General features: G+C 66.4%; 14 protein-coding genes. All 14 read left to right on the top strand.

All coding sequences use genetic code 11. The features are described from left to right. Positions 1-186 precede the first annotated feature (186 nt). The 14 genes from dinB (at position 187) to garD (ending at position 16,245) form a co-directional block, all read left to right on the top strand. Positions 187-1,293: a DNA polymerase IV gene (dinB, locus tag QX010_RS20815; RefSeq protein ID WP_316181587.1), complete on the top strand. Its 1,107-nt coding sequence runs from the start codon at positions 187-189 to the stop codon at positions 1,291-1,293. A 164-nt stretch (positions 1,294-1,457) separates the two neighbouring features. Continuing rightward, the gene (locus QX010_RS20810; protein WP_316181586.1) at positions 1,458-2,279 is read left to right on the top strand and encodes a sulfurtransferase/chromate resistance protein; all 822 of its coding nucleotides are present in this window, start codon (positions 1,458-1,460) and stop codon (positions 2,277-2,279) included. Further along, positions 2,276-3,667: a chromate efflux transporter gene (gene chrA / locus QX010_RS20805; RefSeq protein ID WP_316181585.1), complete on the top strand. Its 1,392-nt coding sequence runs from the start codon at positions 2,276-2,278 to the stop codon at positions 3,665-3,667. Before QX010_RS20810 ends, chrA begins: the two co-directional genes overlap by 4 nt. A 116-nt stretch (positions 3,668-3,783) precedes the next feature. Continuing rightward, positions 3,784-4,452: a Crp/Fnr family transcriptional regulator gene (locus QX010_RS20800; RefSeq protein WP_316181764.1), complete on the top strand. Its 669-nt coding sequence runs from the start codon at positions 3,784-3,786 to the stop codon at positions 4,450-4,452. Between the two features lie 89 nt (positions 4,453-4,541). After that, positions 4,542-4,745: a DUF2892 domain-containing protein gene (locus tag QX010_RS20795; protein WP_315802014.1), complete on the top strand. Its 204-nt coding sequence runs from the start codon at positions 4,542-4,544 to the stop codon at positions 4,743-4,745. 69 nt (positions 4,746-4,814) lie between these two features. Further along, on the top strand, positions 4,815-5,717 hold the full coding sequence (locus tag QX010_RS20790) for an MBL fold metallo-hydrolase (RefSeq protein WP_316181583.1): 903 nt from the start codon (positions 4,815-4,817) through the stop codon (positions 5,715-5,717). Between the two features lie 142 nt (positions 5,718-5,859). Beyond that, positions 5,860-6,210 carry a hypothetical protein gene (locus tag QX010_RS20785; protein WP_316181582.1) on the top strand — a complete coding sequence of 117 codons (351 nt, stop codon included), beginning with the start codon at positions 5,860-5,862 and terminating at the stop codon, positions 6,208-6,210. Positions 6,211-6,388: 178 nt separating this feature from the next. Further along, the gene (locus QX010_RS20780; RefSeq protein WP_316181580.1) at positions 6,389-8,503 is read left to right on the top strand and encodes a protein-disulfide reductase DsbD family protein; all 2,115 of its coding nucleotides are present in this window, start codon (positions 6,389-6,391) and stop codon (positions 8,501-8,503) included. Beyond that, a complete protein-coding gene (locus QX010_RS20775; protein WP_316181578.1) occupies positions 8,500-9,138 on the top strand; it encodes a DsbA family protein in 639 nt (212 codons plus the stop codon). Before QX010_RS20780 ends, QX010_RS20775 begins: the two co-directional genes overlap by 4 nt. A 275-nt stretch (positions 9,139-9,413) precedes the next feature. After that, positions 9,414-10,316, top strand: a complete 903-nt coding sequence (locus QX010_RS20770) for a LysR substrate-binding domain-containing protein (protein WP_316181762.1) — start codon at positions 9,414-9,416, stop codon at positions 10,314-10,316. Positions 10,317-10,450: 134 nt separating this feature from the next. Then, complete coding sequence (gene kdgD / locus QX010_RS20765; RefSeq protein WP_316181577.1) at positions 10,451-11,392, top strand: 5-dehydro-4-deoxyglucarate dehydratase; 942 nt, start codon at positions 10,451-10,453, stop codon at positions 11,390-11,392. Positions 11,393-11,554: 162 nt separating this feature from the next. Continuing rightward, entirely contained in the window at positions 11,555-12,910 is a 1,356-nt protein-coding gene (gene gudD / locus QX010_RS20760) for a glucarate dehydratase (protein WP_316181576.1), read from the top strand. A gap of 53 nt (positions 12,911-12,963) precedes the next feature. Continuing rightward, positions 12,964-14,412 (top strand): aldehyde dehydrogenase family protein, encoded by a 1,449-nt coding sequence (locus QX010_RS20755; RefSeq protein ID WP_316181575.1) that lies wholly within the window; start codon positions 12,964-12,966, stop codon positions 14,410-14,412. Between the two features lie 294 nt (positions 14,413-14,706). Then, positions 14,707-16,245 (top strand): galactarate dehydratase, encoded by a 1,539-nt coding sequence (gene garD, locus QX010_RS20750; RefSeq protein WP_316181573.1) that lies wholly within the window; start codon positions 14,707-14,709, stop codon positions 16,243-16,245. Positions 16,246-16,390 lie beyond the last annotated feature (145 nt).

The raw sequence follows: 16,390 nt of genomic DNA, 5'->3' as shown, positions 1-16,390 counted from the left end.
ACGACACGTCCCGGCGCTGCTTCGTCTCGATCACGGTCGGCGATCCTTCTTCTCACGAGCGCGTTTCCGTCGTGGCCGATGGAAGGCTGAGGGCGACAGACATCGCAACGTCGTTGTAAGGGACGTCGTCGGCAGCCCGCACTCGGCTGTGCAGACTTCATCGCCGCGCTCTGATAGAGCTTGGCCATGCCAAGCTCCGGTCCGGAACAGGATGCCGCACCGCCGGCCATTCGCAAGATCATCCACATCGACATGGATGCATTCTACGCGTCGGTCGAGCAGCGGGACAATCCCGAGCTGCGCGGCAAGCCCGTGGCCGTCGGAGGCTCGCGCGAACGCGGTGTCGTGGCAGCCGCAAGCTACGAGGCTCGGGCGTACGGCGTGCGCTCGGCGATGCCGTCGGTGACGGCAAAACGCCAGTGTCCGGACCTGATCTTCGTCAAGCCGCGCTTCGAGATCTACAAGGCGATCAGCCAGCAGATCCGCGCCATCTTCGCCCTGTACACGCCGGTCATCGAGCCTTTGTCGTTGGACGAGGCCTATCTGGACGTCACCGGAAATCTGCAAGGCATTCCGCTGGCACGCGACATCGCCTTGCAGATCCGGGCCAAGATCAAGGCCGAGACCGGACTCAATGCCTCCGCGGGAATCTCCTACAACAAGTTCCTCGCCAAGCTGGCCTCGGACCATCGCAAGCCCAATGGCCAATACGTCATTTCGCCGGAGATGGGTCCAGCCTTCGTGGAGGGGCTGCCGGTCGGCAGGTTTCACGGCATCGGCCCGGCGACCGCCGCGAAATTCAACGCGCTCGGAATTCATACCGGGCTCGACATCCGCAATCAGACCCTGCCCTTCCTCCAGCAGCACTTCGGCAAGGCCGGCCACCACTACTATTGGATCTCGCGCGGCATCGACAATCGCCCGGTCCGCGCCAATCGCATCCGCAAATCAGTCGGCGCCGAAAACACCTTCTCGACCGACCTGACCGACTTCGAACCGATGCTGGCGGAGCTGCAGCCGCTGATCGACAAGGTCTGGCAGCATTGCGAAGCCAGCGGCAACCGAGGCCGGACGGTCACCTTGAAGGTCAAGTTCGCGGACTTCGAAATCATGACGCGCAGCAGGTCCGTCGCCAACCTGGTCGCGAGCCGGGAGGACCTGGCACGCTTGTCCATTGCTCTCCTGCAGAGCGAGATGCCCCTGGCCAAGCCGGTGCGCCTCCTCGGCGTTTCGCTGTCATCCTTGCAGCAGCACGACACCGGCGTGGAAGCCCAGCTTCCCTTGCTGATCTGAGGCGGGTCGGCCCCGATAGCGATCGCGACGGTCCCCGATCGTTCCAGCAACGGGACGGGTTGACAGCCGAACAACCGAGCGCTTTATTCTGCCGCACGGGGATGTGCGATCTCCCCGCGAGGCGACATGCCCAAGAATCGCGTCCTGGTCACCAAGGGCGCAGCATGTCATCATCATACACTTCGATCTCACCCGAAAAATTGTCTCGACTGATCGGCACGGCGGCCGCGCCGGCGCTCGTCGACGTGCGTATCGACGAGGATTTCGCCGCCGACCCGCGCCTCATCCCCGGCGCCGTCAGGCGTTCGCATCTCGACGTCCAGCAGTGGGCGCCGAGCTTCACCGGCCAATCCGTCGTCGTGGTCTGCCAGAAAGGCAAGAAGCTGAGCGAAGGCACCGCAGCCTGGCTCCGGTGCAGCGACATCGCGGCCGAGGTCCTCGACGGCGGGTACGTCAGCTGGAGCGAGGCGCAGCTTCCGACTGTGCCCGCGAACAGGATTCCCGCGAGGGACGGCCGCGGTCGCACGGTCTGGGTCACGCGATCACGTCCCAAGATCGACCGCATCGCCTGCCCATGGCTGATCCGCCGCTTCGTCGACCCCGCCGCGGTCTTCCTGTTCGTGACCCCGGCCGAGGTGGAAGCGGTCGCCGACCGCTTCCAGGCCACGGCCTTCGACGTCGAGAACGTCTTCTGGAGCCATCGCGGCGAACTTTGCACCTTCGACATCATGGTCGATGAGTTTGGCCTGCGGACGCCGGCCTTGGAGCGACTCGCCACGATCGTGCGCGCCGCGGATACGGCGCGGCTCGATCTGTCGCCCGAAGCTGCCGGACTGCTTGCCGCTTCGCTCGGCCTGTCCCGAATGTACGACGACGATCTGGAGCAGTTGAGCGCAGGCCTTCTGCTCTATGACGCCTTCTACCGCTGGTGCCGCGACGCCACGAAGGAGGCGCACAACTGGCCGAACAGCAAGGTGAAGTCATGACGGACATCGCAGCACCGCGAAAACCGATTGCGGCCGAACACGCCCATGGCATCTCGTTCAATGACGCGCTTCTCGTGTGGCTCCGGGTGGCCTGTCTGAGCTTCGGCGGCCCGGCCGGGCAGATCGCGGTCATGCATCGCATCCTCGTCGAAGAGAAGAACTGGATCTCGGAGAGCCGCTTCCTGCACGCCCTGAACTACTGCATGCTGCTGCCGGGACCCGAGGCGCAGCAGCTTGCGACGTATATCGGCTGGCTGCTGCACCGGACCACCGGCGGCATCGTCGCGGGCACGCTCTTCATCCTGCCGGGTATTTTCGCCATCATGGGCCTCAGCTACATCTACGCGGCCTATGGCCATGTCGGCTTTGTCGACGCCTTGTTCTTCGGCCTCAAGGCGGCGGTGCTGGCGATCGTGATCCAGGCCGTCGTCCGCGTCGGCAAGCGCGCGCTACGCAATCGGATCATGATCGGACTGGCGGCCGCAGCCTTCGTGGCGATCTTCTTCTTCGGGGCGCCGTTTCCGACCATCATCGTTGCCGCCGGAGTCATCGGCTTCGTCGCAGCCCGCCTCGGCCGGCCGGAATTCGCAGCCCTCGAGCACGGCGGCAAGAACGCCGGCGCGATCGACAGCATGCTCGGCGAAGCCGTGCCGGATCACGTCCGTCCGAACGCGTCGCGCGCGCTGCGGGTGGCGGCCGTCTGGCTCGCGATCTGGCTCGTCCCCGTCTTCGCCCTGCTGACCCTGCTCGGGCCGAACGACGTCTTCGGTCAGATCGCGATCTTCTTCAGCAAGATGGCGATGGTGACGTTCGGCGGCGCCTACGCCGTGCTCGCCTACGTCGCGCAACAGGCCGCGGAGTACTATCACTGGGTTGCTCCGCGCGAGATGCTCGACGGCCTCGGCATGGCGGAGACGACTCCCGGTCCCCTGATCATGGTCGTCCAGTTCGTGGGCTTCATGGCCGCGTTCCGCGGGGCGAGCGGGCTGTCTCCCATGCTCGCCGGCACACTGGGCGGACTGCTGGCGACGTGGGTGACGTTCGCGCCCTGCTTTCTCTGGATCTTCGTCGGCGCCCCCTACATCGAGGCGCTGCGGGGAAACAAGGCGCTCGCCGGCGCGCTCTCGGCGATCACGGCCGCCGTCGTCGGCGTGATCCTCAATCTCTCGATCTGGTTCGCGCTGCACACCCTGTTTCGCGAAACCTTTCCGATCCATGGATTCGGCCTGTCATTCGACGCGCCGCTGCCGGCGAGCATCGATCTGCCGGCCGTCGTCCTGTCGATCGCGGCGGCGACCGCCATCTTCCGCTTCAACATGGGAATGCTCGTCGTCCTCGCCGCCTCGTGCATCGCGGGCATGCTGATGCGCGTTGCAGGCGCCATCTGAGCGCTGTGACGGCCGCTGGACGCGCTAGCGCCGATCCGGCGTGTCCCATCGCTCGACCCGCTCGCGGTCCTGTGGCAAATTTGGGCGATGCCGATGGGGCGCAGCCGGATGTGGTAATGTCGTCGAAGCAGGACTGGACGCTCGCTTTCCCGCCGTTGCGACAACTGCCGGAGGAGATCTTCGCGCAGTTGCGCGAGGCCAGCCTCATCGTCGAGCTTCCGGAAGGCAGCCGGATTTTCGGCCCCGGTCAGGCGCCGGATTCCTTTCTGCTGCTGCTGGACGGGACCATCCGCGTGCAGCAGACGTCCGAGTCCGGCCGCGAGATCGTGCTCTACCGCGTCCAGGCAGGCGAAAGCTGCGCGCTGACCACGGCCTGCCTGATGGGTTACGAGGAATACCAGGCCGAGGGGATCGCGGAGACCCGGATCCGTGCCGTGGCGATCCCGCGCGCGCTGTTCGACCGGCTGATCGCCAACTCGCGCGAATTCCGACAGTTCGTCTTCACCGCGTTCAGCCGCCGCGTCACCAATCTCTTCCGCATCATCGAGGAAGTCGCGTTCGAGCGGATCGATGTGCGGCTCGCGCAGAAGCTTCTGGATCTCGCGGGGACAAGGCAGCAGATCGCTGCAACGCATCAGGAGCTCGCCAACGAGCTCGGCAGCGCACGCGAGGTCATCAGCCGGCAGCTCAATGAATTCGCGCGGCGCGGCTGGTTGCGAATGGCTCGCGGAATCGTCGAGATCACCGACAGACCGGCGCTTGTCCACCTGGCCCAGCATGGCTAGGAACCGGCGTCTCTTGGTGACTTAGTTACATACCCGCGCTGTGTCCCGCTCTATCGTCTGCATCATCGCAAGCCAAAGGGGAGCGCGACATGACACAGAACATTGGCAAGATCGACCGGCTGCTCAGGATCATCGTCGGACTGGCGATCCTCAGTCTGACGGTCGTAGGACCGCACACCCTGTGGGGCCTTCTGGGCCTGATCCCGCTCGGCACCGCACTGATCGGCTGGTGCCCGCCCTACGCGATGCTCGGCATCAATACATGCGGAACGAAATCCAATTCGATGTCTTAGACCGCGCAGGACGACAAACGCGCCGTGGGCGGCGATGCCGCCCCGGAGCCAAATCGTGGAGCAGCAGCCATGTCCTATCGAATCGATTCCTATCCAATCGATCTCCGCATGCAGCCGAAGGTGGCCGGATTTTTCGATCCTGACACCAGCACGATCAGCTACGTGGTGAAGGATCCGTCATCGCCGTCCTGCGCGATCGTCGATCCCGTCCTCGACATCGACTACGCGGCCGGCCGCATCAGCACCCGCTCCGCCGACATGCTGATCGACTACGTGAAGATCAACGGCCTCAGGCCGGAGTGGCTGATCGAAACGCATGCGCATGCCGACCATCTCTCTGCTGCGCCCTACATCCAGGACAAGCTCGGCGGCAAGATCGGCATCGGCGAGCATATCCTGACCGTGCAGGAGACCTTCGGCAAGGTCTTCAACGAGGGCACGGAGTTTCGTCGCGACGGCAGCCAGTTCGACCGGCTGTTCAAGGATGGCGACACCTATCAGGTGGGGCAGATGACGGCCTTCGTGATGCACACGCCCGGCCATACGCCGGCCTGTGCCACACATGTGATGGGCGATGCCGCTTTCGTCGGCGACACCTTGTTCATGCCGGACGGGGGAACGGCGCGGGCCGACTTTCCAGGCGGCAATGCGCGCACGCTGTACCGCTCGATCCGGAAGATCCTTGAGACGCTGCCGCGCGAGACCCGGCTGTTCATGTGTCACGACTATGCCCCCGACGACCGTGCGGTGCGCTGGGAAACGACCGTCGGCGAGGAGCGGCTCCACAACATCCACGCCAGAGACGGGATGACCGAGAGCGAGTTCGTCGCGCTCCGCGAGGCCCGCGACAAGACGCTTGGCATGCCGCGCCTGATCATTCCATCGCTGCAGGTCAATATCCGCGCCGGACATCTGCCGCCGGCGGATACGACGGGAAAGACTTTCCTGAAAGTGCCGATCAACGTACTTTGAGAACCACTCGCTTTGCTCACGCGATGCCGGTTTGGCCGCAGGTTCGCGGCGTCACGAAGATGTCAGTTGCCAAGAGCGGCCGGTCTGCGCGACCAGTCCAGACTGGAGACGATGGTCCACGATGAGGCGTGCTGAACTTGAGATGCCCGCGATGACACGCCGCCTGATGGCGGCGCTGATCGCGCTCGTCTTGAGTCTGGCGCCTCTGCTCGGAACCTTCGAGGTAGCAACGGCCGACGCCGGCGCCGGTGTGCACCAATGGTCCCGAACGACCACCAGCGCGCCCAAGCCATGCAGGAAGGCCGTCATCCCGGGCATGATCAACACGTGTCCGTTTGCCGCGGCGGGTCTGACTGCCGTCCCCGCGAGCGACAGTGGGGCGGCACAACCGGTTGCCGCGTCCCGGACGCTGTCCTGGCGCCCCTATGACGAGGCGCTGACGACGCAATGCGACGCGTCCTCGCCCTACCGCCCCCCCTGTCGCCACGCCTGATCCTTCCGTCGTCATCGGCTCGCGGGCCGCGTAACGTCGTGACTTGAGCGGACGAATATCCACCATCGATCGTGCGTCGTGCAGGTCGGCTTAAGGTGCCCATTGCCAGGCGCGCCTTGCGCCGGGTCGCGCAGCGCAACTGCCACCGCAACGCACGATCAGCGCGCGGGAGATCATCATGTCCATCCGTCATCTTGGCCGGCTCGCATGGCTGCTCGGCCTGCTCCATCTTGCGGCGACGACCGCTGTCGCGGGCGAATTGCGACCGCAGGCGAACGTCGACACGCGCCTGCTGGTCGGCGACGTCACGCGAGCAGACGGCGGCCCGGCCGCGGCATGGGCCGGACTGGATGTCAGGCTGGATGCAGGCTGGCACACTTATTGGCGCTCGCCCGGCGACGCCGGCGCGCCGCCCGAATTCGACTGGACCGGCTCGCGCAACGTCGCCGATGTCACCGTCGAATGGCCGGCACCGAGCCGCTTCAGCGAGCAGGATATCGACACGTTCGGCTATGCCGAGCACGTGCTGTTTCCGTTGCGCGTGCGGCTCGAGGATGGCGCGGCGCCCGCGCATCTCACGCTGAAAACCGTGCTGTTCGTCTGCTCGGTCATCTGCACCCAGCAGGAGGCCCATCTCGAGGCCGACATCCCCGCCGTGTCGCGCCGGCCGAACGATCAGGCGCTGATCGACGAATGGCGGCAGAGCGTCCCGCGCGCGAGCGCGCCCGGGCTTTCCATCACGGCGTTGCGCATCGATCGGCAACCAAAGCCGCACCTGCAGCTCGAGGCGCATGCGACGCCGCCACTGCACGCGCCCGACGTCTTCCTTGATGGGAACGACGCCGTGTCCGGCGGCCGTCCCCAGGTGAGCCCGATGTCGGACGGCGGCGTCCGGATCACCGTACCGGTGCAAGGCCTCGATCAGGCCGGTCCGGTGCAACGTCTGCGGGTCACCCTGGTCGATGGCGATCGATCGATCGAAGCCATGCTTCCGGTGGATGCCGATCAAGCTGCTCGCGCTTCTGCGGCCAAAGCAGCCACAGCGGCACCGCGTCCTTCGGCGGCATCGATCTGGGCCATGCTCGGCGTGGCCCTGCTCGGCGGCTTCATCCTCAACTTCATGCCATGCGTGTTTCCGGTGTTATCGTTGAAGCTCGTTTCGCTGGTCGATCACGATCCCGCACGCGCGCCCTCGCCGCGCCGGGCATTCCTGGCGACGGCGGCCGGCATCGTCGCCTCATTCGTGACCCTTGCCACCGTCCTCTCCGCGCTCAAGGCCGCGGGCGCCGAAGTCGGCTGGGGCCTGCAGTTTCAGCAGCCAGCTTTCCTCATCGCGATGATCATCGTGCTCGCCGCATTCGGTGCCAACCTGCTCGGCCTGTTCGAGATCGGCCTGCCGTGGTGGATCGCCGGCCGCCTTGGCAACGCCGCGAGCCGCAGGACGATGGCAGGTCATGCCATCAACGGCTTCGTCATGACGCTGCTGGCCACGCCGTGCTCGGCGCCGTTCGTCGGCACCGCCGTCGCCTTTGCGCTGTCGCAGGCCGCGCCGCAGATCCTGCTGGTGTTCACCACGCTCGGGCTCGGCATGGCAGCGCCCTATCTGTGTCTGGCCGCAGCGCCCGGCCTCGCCGCTCTCTTCCCGCGGCCCGGCCGCTGGATGCTGAAGCTGCGCGCCGTCGCAGCGGCCGCGATGGCGGCGACCGCGCTATGGCTGCTGACGGTGCTCGCCGACATCAGTGGCCCGGCGACTGCGGCCGTCCTCGCCGCTGCGCTGCTGGTCCCCACGCTGATCATGGCGGCGCTCCGTTTCCCGTTGCGGCGAACGATCGCTGGAGCCGGCCTCGCCGGCATGATCGGACTAACGCTAATTGCCGCCACCTCCATCAAGCAGCCGGATGGCGGAAGCCGACCGGCCGGAATCGCCTGGCAGCCGCTGGTGCCCGCCGAGATCGCGGCACAGGTGCGCGCCGGTCGCACGGTCTTCGTCGATGTCGGCGCCAGCTGGTGCGTCACCTGCAAGGTGAACGAGAAGCTCGTGCTCGACAGCACGGCCGTGCGCGGTCGCCTTGCGTCGGGTGTCGTTGCCGTCAGGGGCGACTGGACCTCCCCCAGCGATGCGATCGCGACCTATCTGCGATCCTTCGGCCGCTACGGCCTGCCGTTCAACGCCGTGTTCGGCCCGGGCGCTCCCGCCGGCATCGTGCTGCCCGAACTACTGACTCCACAGATCGTGCTCGACGCGATCGACACCGCCTCAACCACCCCTCATCAGGAGAACGACAAGACATGACCACGAAGACCTTCGCCGCATCGATCGCGACGCTGCTGCTGCTCGCCACGGCGATCCTGCCGATCCAGGCCCGCGCCGAGGACGACGACACCGACATTCTGAGCGAAGCGCGCATCCTGCACGATCCCGCCATCCCCGCTGTCGGAAACGCCGAGGGCGACATCACGATCGTCGAGTATTTCGACTATCAGTGCCCGTATTGCCGCAAGATCAGCCCGGAGCTCGCCAAGGTGGTTCGCGACGACGGTCACGTCCGGCTCGTCTTCAAGGATTGGCCGATCTTCGGCGGCGCCTCGATCTACGCGGCCCGCCTCACCCTGGCGGCGAGATATCAGGACAAGTTCGCCGAGGCGCACGAGGCGCTGATCTCGCTGCACGAGAAGCTGTCGGAAGCCAAGGTCGATGCGGCGCTCAGCGGCGCCGGAATCGATCTGGCCCGCGCCAAGGCCGACCTCGCGGCCAAGCACGCCGACATCGACGCCGTGCTCGCGCGCAATCACGAGCAGGCCACGGGCCTCGGCTTCCGCGGCACGCCGGCCTTCATCATCGGCCATTTCCGCATCCCCGGCGTCCCCAATGCCCAGGCTTTCAAGCAGGCCATTGCGGATGCCCGCGCGGCTGCATCCGCCAAGTGAGCGGGCCCCTGGCGCTCGCCACGGACACGCCGCGCCCCCAAGGTGCGGCTCGGTGGCGGGTGCAAGGGTTAGGGTGATCTCGTTCCAGACGTCTGGGACAGCGGGGCTCCCTGATGCTTTCCGCGATGGAGCGAGGTCCTGATGCGGTCGGCCACCGCGGTCAGGCCGATCTCGGTATCAGTGAGGCGGTCGCCGCGGCCGCCGACATTCCCACTGCCCCAAATCGATGCTACCAAGCCCAGATCGCCTGCCCGATCCATGCCGAGGATGCATCGATGTTCGACCTCAACCAGCTGCGCTGCTTCGTCACCGTGGCCGAGGAGCTGCATTTCGGCCGCGCCGCGATCCGGCTCAACATGACGCAGCCGCCGCTGTCGCGGCAGATCCAGGTGCTGGAGCACATCATCGATGCGGTGCTGCTCGAGCGCACCAGCCGCTCGGTGAAGCTGACGCCGGCGGGCCGCAGCTTCCTGCCGGAGGCACGGCGCATCCTGAAGATGGCCGAGAGCGCCGCCCAGGTGGCGCAGCGCATTGCCAGCGGCAAGAGCGGCTCGCTCAAGATCGGCTTCACCGCGGCCGCGGCCTACAGCTTCCTGCCCGATCTGGTCGCCGCCTGCCGCAGCGAGCTTCCAGAAGCCGATCTGTCGCTGAAGGAGATGGTCTCCGGCGACCAGATCGAGGCGCTCGCCTCCGGCCAGATCGACGCCGGCCTGCTGCGGCCGCCGATCGCGCGCCCCGAATTCGCCACCCGCCGCGTCGTCGCCGAGCCGCTCTGCGCCGCGCTGCCGCGCCGCCATCGTCTCGCCTCCGCCGAGAGCGTGTCGATCCGTGATTTCGACGGCCAGAACTTCATCATGTATTCGCAGACCGAGGCGCGCTATTTCCACGATCTCCTGGTGTCGCAGTTCATGCGCGCCGAGGTGCTGCCGCGCTACGTGCAGCATCTGAGCCAGATCCATTCCATCCTGGCGATGGTGCGCGCCGGCCTCGGGCTTGCGATCGTGCCCGAAGCGGCCTCCAGCCTGAAGATCGCCGATGTCCGGCTGCGGCCGCTGAAGCTGCGCAATCCGACGCCGGCCGAGCTGTTCCTGGTCTGGCGGCGCGATCACGACAATCCGCTGCTGCCGGCACTGGTCGATCTGGCCGGCAATCTCGCCGTCAAGCCGGTCGAGGATTGATACCCGATCCACATCAATCAATACCGTCATTGGCTTGGACCGGCATCGAACTTGGTCCTACGACATCGCCCGGGGGAATGCGCGCCGGCGCCTGCCGCGCCCGTTCCCAAGGACATTCGTGAAGGACCCGCGCGATGAGCAAGATGACCCCGACGGAAATGGCTGCGAAGATCGGCAGCGGCCTGCTCTCCTTCCCCGTGACGCCGTTCAAGGCCGACTATTCGTTCGACGAGGCCACCTATCGCGCCAACATGGACTGGCTGTGCGGCTACGACGTCGCCGGCCTGTTCGCCGCCGGCGGCACCGGCGAGTTCTTCTCGCTGACGGCGGCCGAGGTGCCTGAAGTCGTGCGGGTCGCGGTCGAGGAGACCAAGGGCCGCGTGCCCGTGCTCGCCGGCACCGGCTATGGCACCGCGATCGCCCGCGAGATCGCCATCGGTGCCGAGAAGGCCGGCGCCGACGGCCTCCTGCTGCTGCCGCCCTATCTGATGCATGCCGAGCAGGACGGCCTCGCCGCCCATGTCGAGGCGATCTGCAAGTCGGTCAAGATCGGCGTCATCGTCTACAACCGCGACAACGCCATCCTGCAGCCGGATACGGTGGCGCGGCTGTGCGCGCGCTGCCCGAACCTGGTCGGCTACAAGGACGGCATCGGCGACATCGAGCTGATGACCCGGGTGTACAGCAAGATGGGCGACCGCCTGACCTATATCGGCGGCCTGCCGACGGCCGAGACCTTCGCCCTGCCCTATCTCGACATGGGCGTGACCACCTACTCCTCGGCGGTGTTCAACTTCGTGCCGGAATTCGCCACGAACTTCTATGCCGCAGTGCGCAAGCGCGACCACGCCACCATCCTTGCCGGATTGAAGGATTTCATTTTGCCGCTGATCGCGATACGCAACCGCAAGAAGGGCTACGCGGTCTCGATCATCAAGGCCGGCATGAAGATCATCGGTCGCGATTCCGGCCCGGTCCGCCTGCCGCTGACCGACCTGACCGAAGCCGAGATGGCCGAGCTGACCGCGCTGGTGAAGGCGCTGCCGACGACGGCGGTGAGCCAGGCGGCGGAGTAAAGACGAAGCTGCGACGCTTCTCCTCATCTTGAGGAGCCTGCGCAGCAGGCGTCTCGAAGGATGAGGCCACGGCTGGGGCCTCATGGTTGGAGACGGCGCTCTGCGCCTCCTCACCATGAGGGGAAGCGGCGCCAAGAACGAGAGACGACAAAGGAGGAGCACATGAGTCACGACGCCACCCGCGCGGACATCTCCGGGGCGCCGGTCGTCACCGGCATGGAGGTCATTCCGGTCGCTGGCCGTGACAGCATGCTGCTCAACCTCAGCGGCGCGCATGGGCCGTTCTTCACCCGCAACCTCGTCATCCTGACCGACAATGCCGGCCACACCGGCGTCGGCGAGGTGCCCGGCGGCGAGAAGATCCGGCGGACGCTGGAGGATGCGAAGAGCCTGATCGTGGGCCAGAGCATCGGCGCCTGCAACACGATCCTCGCCGCGATGCGCACGACTTTCGCGGACCGCGACGCCGGCGGCCGCGGCAAGCAGACGTTTGATTTGCGCGTGATGATCCACGCGGTCACGGCAGTCGAGTCCGCACTGCTCGACCTGCTCGGCCAGCATCTCGGCCTCCCGGTCGCGGCGCTGCTCGGCGAGGGCCAGCAGCGCGCTTCCGTCGAGGCGCTCGGCTATCTGTTCTTCATCGGCGACCGCAGGAAGACCGACCTGCCCTATGCCACCGGCGAGGGCGAGAAGGACGGCTGGTATACGCTGCGACATCAGGAGGCGATGACGCCCGAAGCGGTGGTGCGGCTCGCCGAGGCGACGCACGAGGCCTACGGCTTCGTCGATTTCAAACTGAAGGGCGGCGTGCTCAAGGGCGAGGCCGAGATCGAGGCGGTGACCGCGATCGCCAATCGCTTCCCGCAGGCGCGGGTGACGCTCGACCCGAACGGCGCCTGGTCGCTGGATGAGGCGATCCGGCTGTGCAAACACATGCACGGCATCCTGGCCTATGCCGAGGATCCCTGCGGCGCCGAGGCCGGCTTCTCCGGCCGCGAGATCATGGCCGAATTCCGCCGCGCCACCGGCCTGCCGACCGCCACCAACATGATCGCCACGGACTGGCGGCAGCTCAGTCATGCGCTGCGGCTCGGCGCGGTCGACATTCCCCTGGCCGATCCCCATTTCTGGACCATGCAGGGCTCGGTGCGCGTCGCCCAGACCTGCCGCGACAATGGCCTGACCTGGGGTTCACACTCCAACAACCATTTCGACATTTCGCTGGCGATGTTCACCCATGTCGCGGCCGCCGCACCGGGCAAGGTCACCGCGATCGACACACACTGGATCTGGCAGGACGGCCAGGCGCTGACCAAGGCGCCGCTGCAGATCAAGGGCGGGCGGATCGCGGTGCCCGAGCAACCCGGGCTTGGGGTCGCGGTTGACCGTAGCGCCATCGAAAAGGCCCATGCGCTGTACAAGAGCCACGGGCTCGGCGCACGCGACGACGCCGTCGCAATGCAGTATCTGATCCCCGGCTGGACCTTCGACGACAAGCGTCCCTGTCTCGTGCGATGACGGGGGCGATCGGTTAGATTGTCCGAGCAATCGCGCAAAGTCTGGAGAACAACATGAACGCGATCCTCAAGAATTTCATCGCCGGCGAATGGGTCGACGGCAGCGGGGTGACCCGCAACATCAACCCCTCGAACACCAACGACGTCGTCGGCGAATACGCCAAGGCCGACAAGGCGCAGACCGAAAAGGCGGTCGCCGCCGCCAAGGCCGCCTTCCCCGCCTGGTCGCGCTCGACGCCGCAGGAACGCTACGACGCGCTGAACAAGATCTCGGCGGAGATCCTGTCGCGCAAGGAAGAGCTCGGCCGCCTGCTGGCGCGCGAGGAAGGCAAGACCCTGCCGGAGGGCATCGGCGAGGTCGCCCGTGCCGGCCAGATCTTCGCGTTCTTTGCCGGAGAGGCGCTGCGCCTGAGCGGCGAAAAGGGCGCCTCGGTGCGTCCGGGCCTCGACGTCGAGATCACGCGCGAGGCCGTCGGCGTCGTCGGCATGATCACGCCCTGGAATTTCCCGATCGCGATCCCCGCCTGGAAGATCGCGCCCGCGCTCTGCTACGGCAACACGGTCGTCTTCAAGCCGGCCGAGCTGGTGCCCGGCTCCGCGCATGCGCTGTCCGAGATCATCGCCCGCTCCGGCCTTCCCGCCGGCGTGTTCAATCTCGTCGTCGGCTCCGGCTCGGTGGTCGGCCAGACCTTGCTCGAACACCCGGACGTCGCCGCCATCTCCTTCACCGGCTCGGTCGGCACGGGGCGCAAGATCGCGCAGGCCTGCGTACTGTCGAACCCGATGAAGAAGTTCCAGCTCGAAATGGGCGGCAAGAATCCGCTGGTCGTGCTCGACGATGCCGACGTCAAGGTCGCGGTCGAAGCCGCCGCCAACGGCGCCTATTTCTCGACCGGCCAGCGCTGCACGGCGTCCTCGCGCCTGATCGTCACCGAAGGCATTCACGACAAGTTCGTCGAGGCGCTCACCGAACGTCTGAAGGGCCTTGTCGTCGATGACGCCGTCAAGCAGGGCACGCATATCGGCCCGGTGGTCGATGGCAACCAGCTCGAGCAGGACCAGCGCTATCTCAAGATCGGCCAGGATGAAGGCGCCAAGCTCGCCTGGGGCGGCGAGCTGCTCAACCGCGAGAGCCCCGGCTTCTACATGCAGCCGGCGCTGTTCACGGAAGCCAACAACACCATGCGCATCGCCCGCGAGGAAATCTTCGGACCGGTCGCCTGTGTCATCCGCGCCAAGAACTACGACGAGGCGCTGGCGATCTCCAACGACACCGAGTTCGGCCTCGCCGCCGGCGTCTGCACCACCAGCCTGAAATACGCCTCGCACTTCAAGCGCAACAGCGAGGCCGGCATGGTGATGGTCAACCTGCCGACCGCCGGCGTCGACTACCACGTCCCGTTCGGCGGCCGGAAGGGCTCGAGCTACGGCGCCCGCGAGCAGGGCTCCTACGCCCGCGAGTTCTACACCACGGTGAAGACGGCCTACACCTTCCCGGTGTGAGCCCTCATCATTGCGAGCGAATGAGATCGCGGCAGAGGCGGTCTGCTCCCTCTCCCCGTTCTTACGGGGAGAGGGCTGGGGTGAGGGGCAGCCGCACGGACAGTCTCCGCGGCGAGCCCCCCTCACCCGGATTGCTTCTCCGATGCAATCCGACCTCTCCCTGCGGGAGAGGTGAAGAGAGAGCTGTAGGGTAGGCAAAGGCGCGACAGCGCCGTGCCCACCGACAGTCGACCAAGACGAAAGACGGTGGGCACGCTTCGCTTTGCCCACCTTACGGAGCACAACGGAGCCAGCATGAACCAGCAGGTCGTGAACCAGGAGCCCCGCATCATCAAGCTCAACGCGCGCGACAATGTCGCGATCGTGGTGAACGATTTCGGCCTGCCTGCCGGCACCAGATTTCCCGACGGCCTGACGCTGAGGAGCTTCGTCCCGCAGGGCCACAAGACCGCACTGATCGACATCGCCGAGGGTGGGCCGATCGTCCGCTACGGCGAGATCATCGGCACTGCGAAGTCGCCGATCGGAGCCGGCGAATGGGTCGACGAGGCCCGCATCGATATGCCGGAGGCTCCTGCCCTCGACAAGCTGGAGATTTCGACCGCCGTCCCGGCGCCGCTGCCGCCGCTCGACGGCTACACCTTCGAAGGCTATCGCAACGCCGACGGCTCGGTCGGCACCCGCAACGTGCTCGGCATCTCGACCTCGGTCCAATGCGTCAAGGGTACGCTCGAATTCGCGATCAAGCGCATCAAGAGCGAGCTGCTGCCGAAGTACCCAAATGTCGATGACATCGTCGCGCTCACCCACGCCTATGGCTGCGGCGTCGCGATCACGGCGCCAGATGCCGTGGTGCCGATCCGAACCCTGCAGAACCTCGCACTGAACCCGAATTTTGGCGGCGAGATCCTGGTCGTCGGCCTCGGCTGTGAGAAGCTCGCGCCGGAGCGGCTGCTGCCGGAGGGCACGGAAGACTCGATCGTCCGCATGCAGGACGAGGCGTTCGACGGCTTCGGCGCCATCGTCGACGCCATCATGACCCAGGCCGACCGGCGGCTCGCCGAGCTCAACAAGCGCACGCGCGAGACCTGCCCGGCGTCGGATCTGGTCATCGGCCTGCAATGCGGCGGCAGCGACGCGTTCTCCGGCGTGACCGCCAATCCCGCCGTCGGCTTTGCAGCGGACCTGCTGGTGCGCGCCGGCGCCACCGTGATGTTCTCCGAAGTCACGGAAGTCCGCGACGCCATCCAGCTGCTCACCCGACGCGCGATCAACGAGGAGGTCGGCCGCGCGCTCATCCGCGAGATGGATTGGTACGACTCCTATCTCGCCCGCGGTGGCGCCGATCGCAGCGCCAACACCACGCCCGGCAACAAGAAGGGCGGCCTCGCCAACATCGTCGAGAAGTCGCTGGGCTCGATCGTGAAGTCGGGCTCCGGTCCGATCCATGGCGTGCTGGCGCCGGGCGAGAAGGCCAAGCAGAAGGGCATGCTGTTCGCCGCGACGCCGGCCTCCGACTTCATCTGCGGCACCCTGCAACTTGCCTCCGGCATGACCTTGCAGGTCTTCACCACCGGCCGCGGCACGCCCTATGGCCTCGCCGCCGCCCCCGTCATCAAGGTCGCGACCCGCAGCGAGCTGGCGCGGCGCTGGAAGGATCTGATCGACTTCGACGCCGGCCGCATCGCCACCGGCGAGATGACCATCGAGGAGACCGGCTGGGAGCTGTTCAAGCTGATCCTCGACGTCGCCTCCGGCCGCACCAAGCCATGGTCGGACCGCTGGGGCATCCACAACGATCTGACGCTGTTCAATCCGGCTCCGGTGACCTGAGGGAGCAACATCGCTCATCCTGATATGGCGATGATTTCGCTCAGACCTGTCCCCGTCATTGCGAGCAGAGTGTTCAGCCCGGGGACATGGCTGACAGGTGTTCGGAGACATGGTTGACACCTCAAAATTGGCTCGATTCGTCAAG

This window comes from Bradyrhizobium sp. SZCCHNRI1009 (assembly GCF_032487575.1).
In the GTDB taxonomy this organism is placed as follows: domain Bacteria; phylum Pseudomonadota; class Alphaproteobacteria; order Rhizobiales; family Xanthobacteraceae; genus Bradyrhizobium.
The sequence above is the reverse complement of the archived record's forward strand: the minus strand, read 5'-3'. Positions and strand labels throughout refer to the sequence as shown.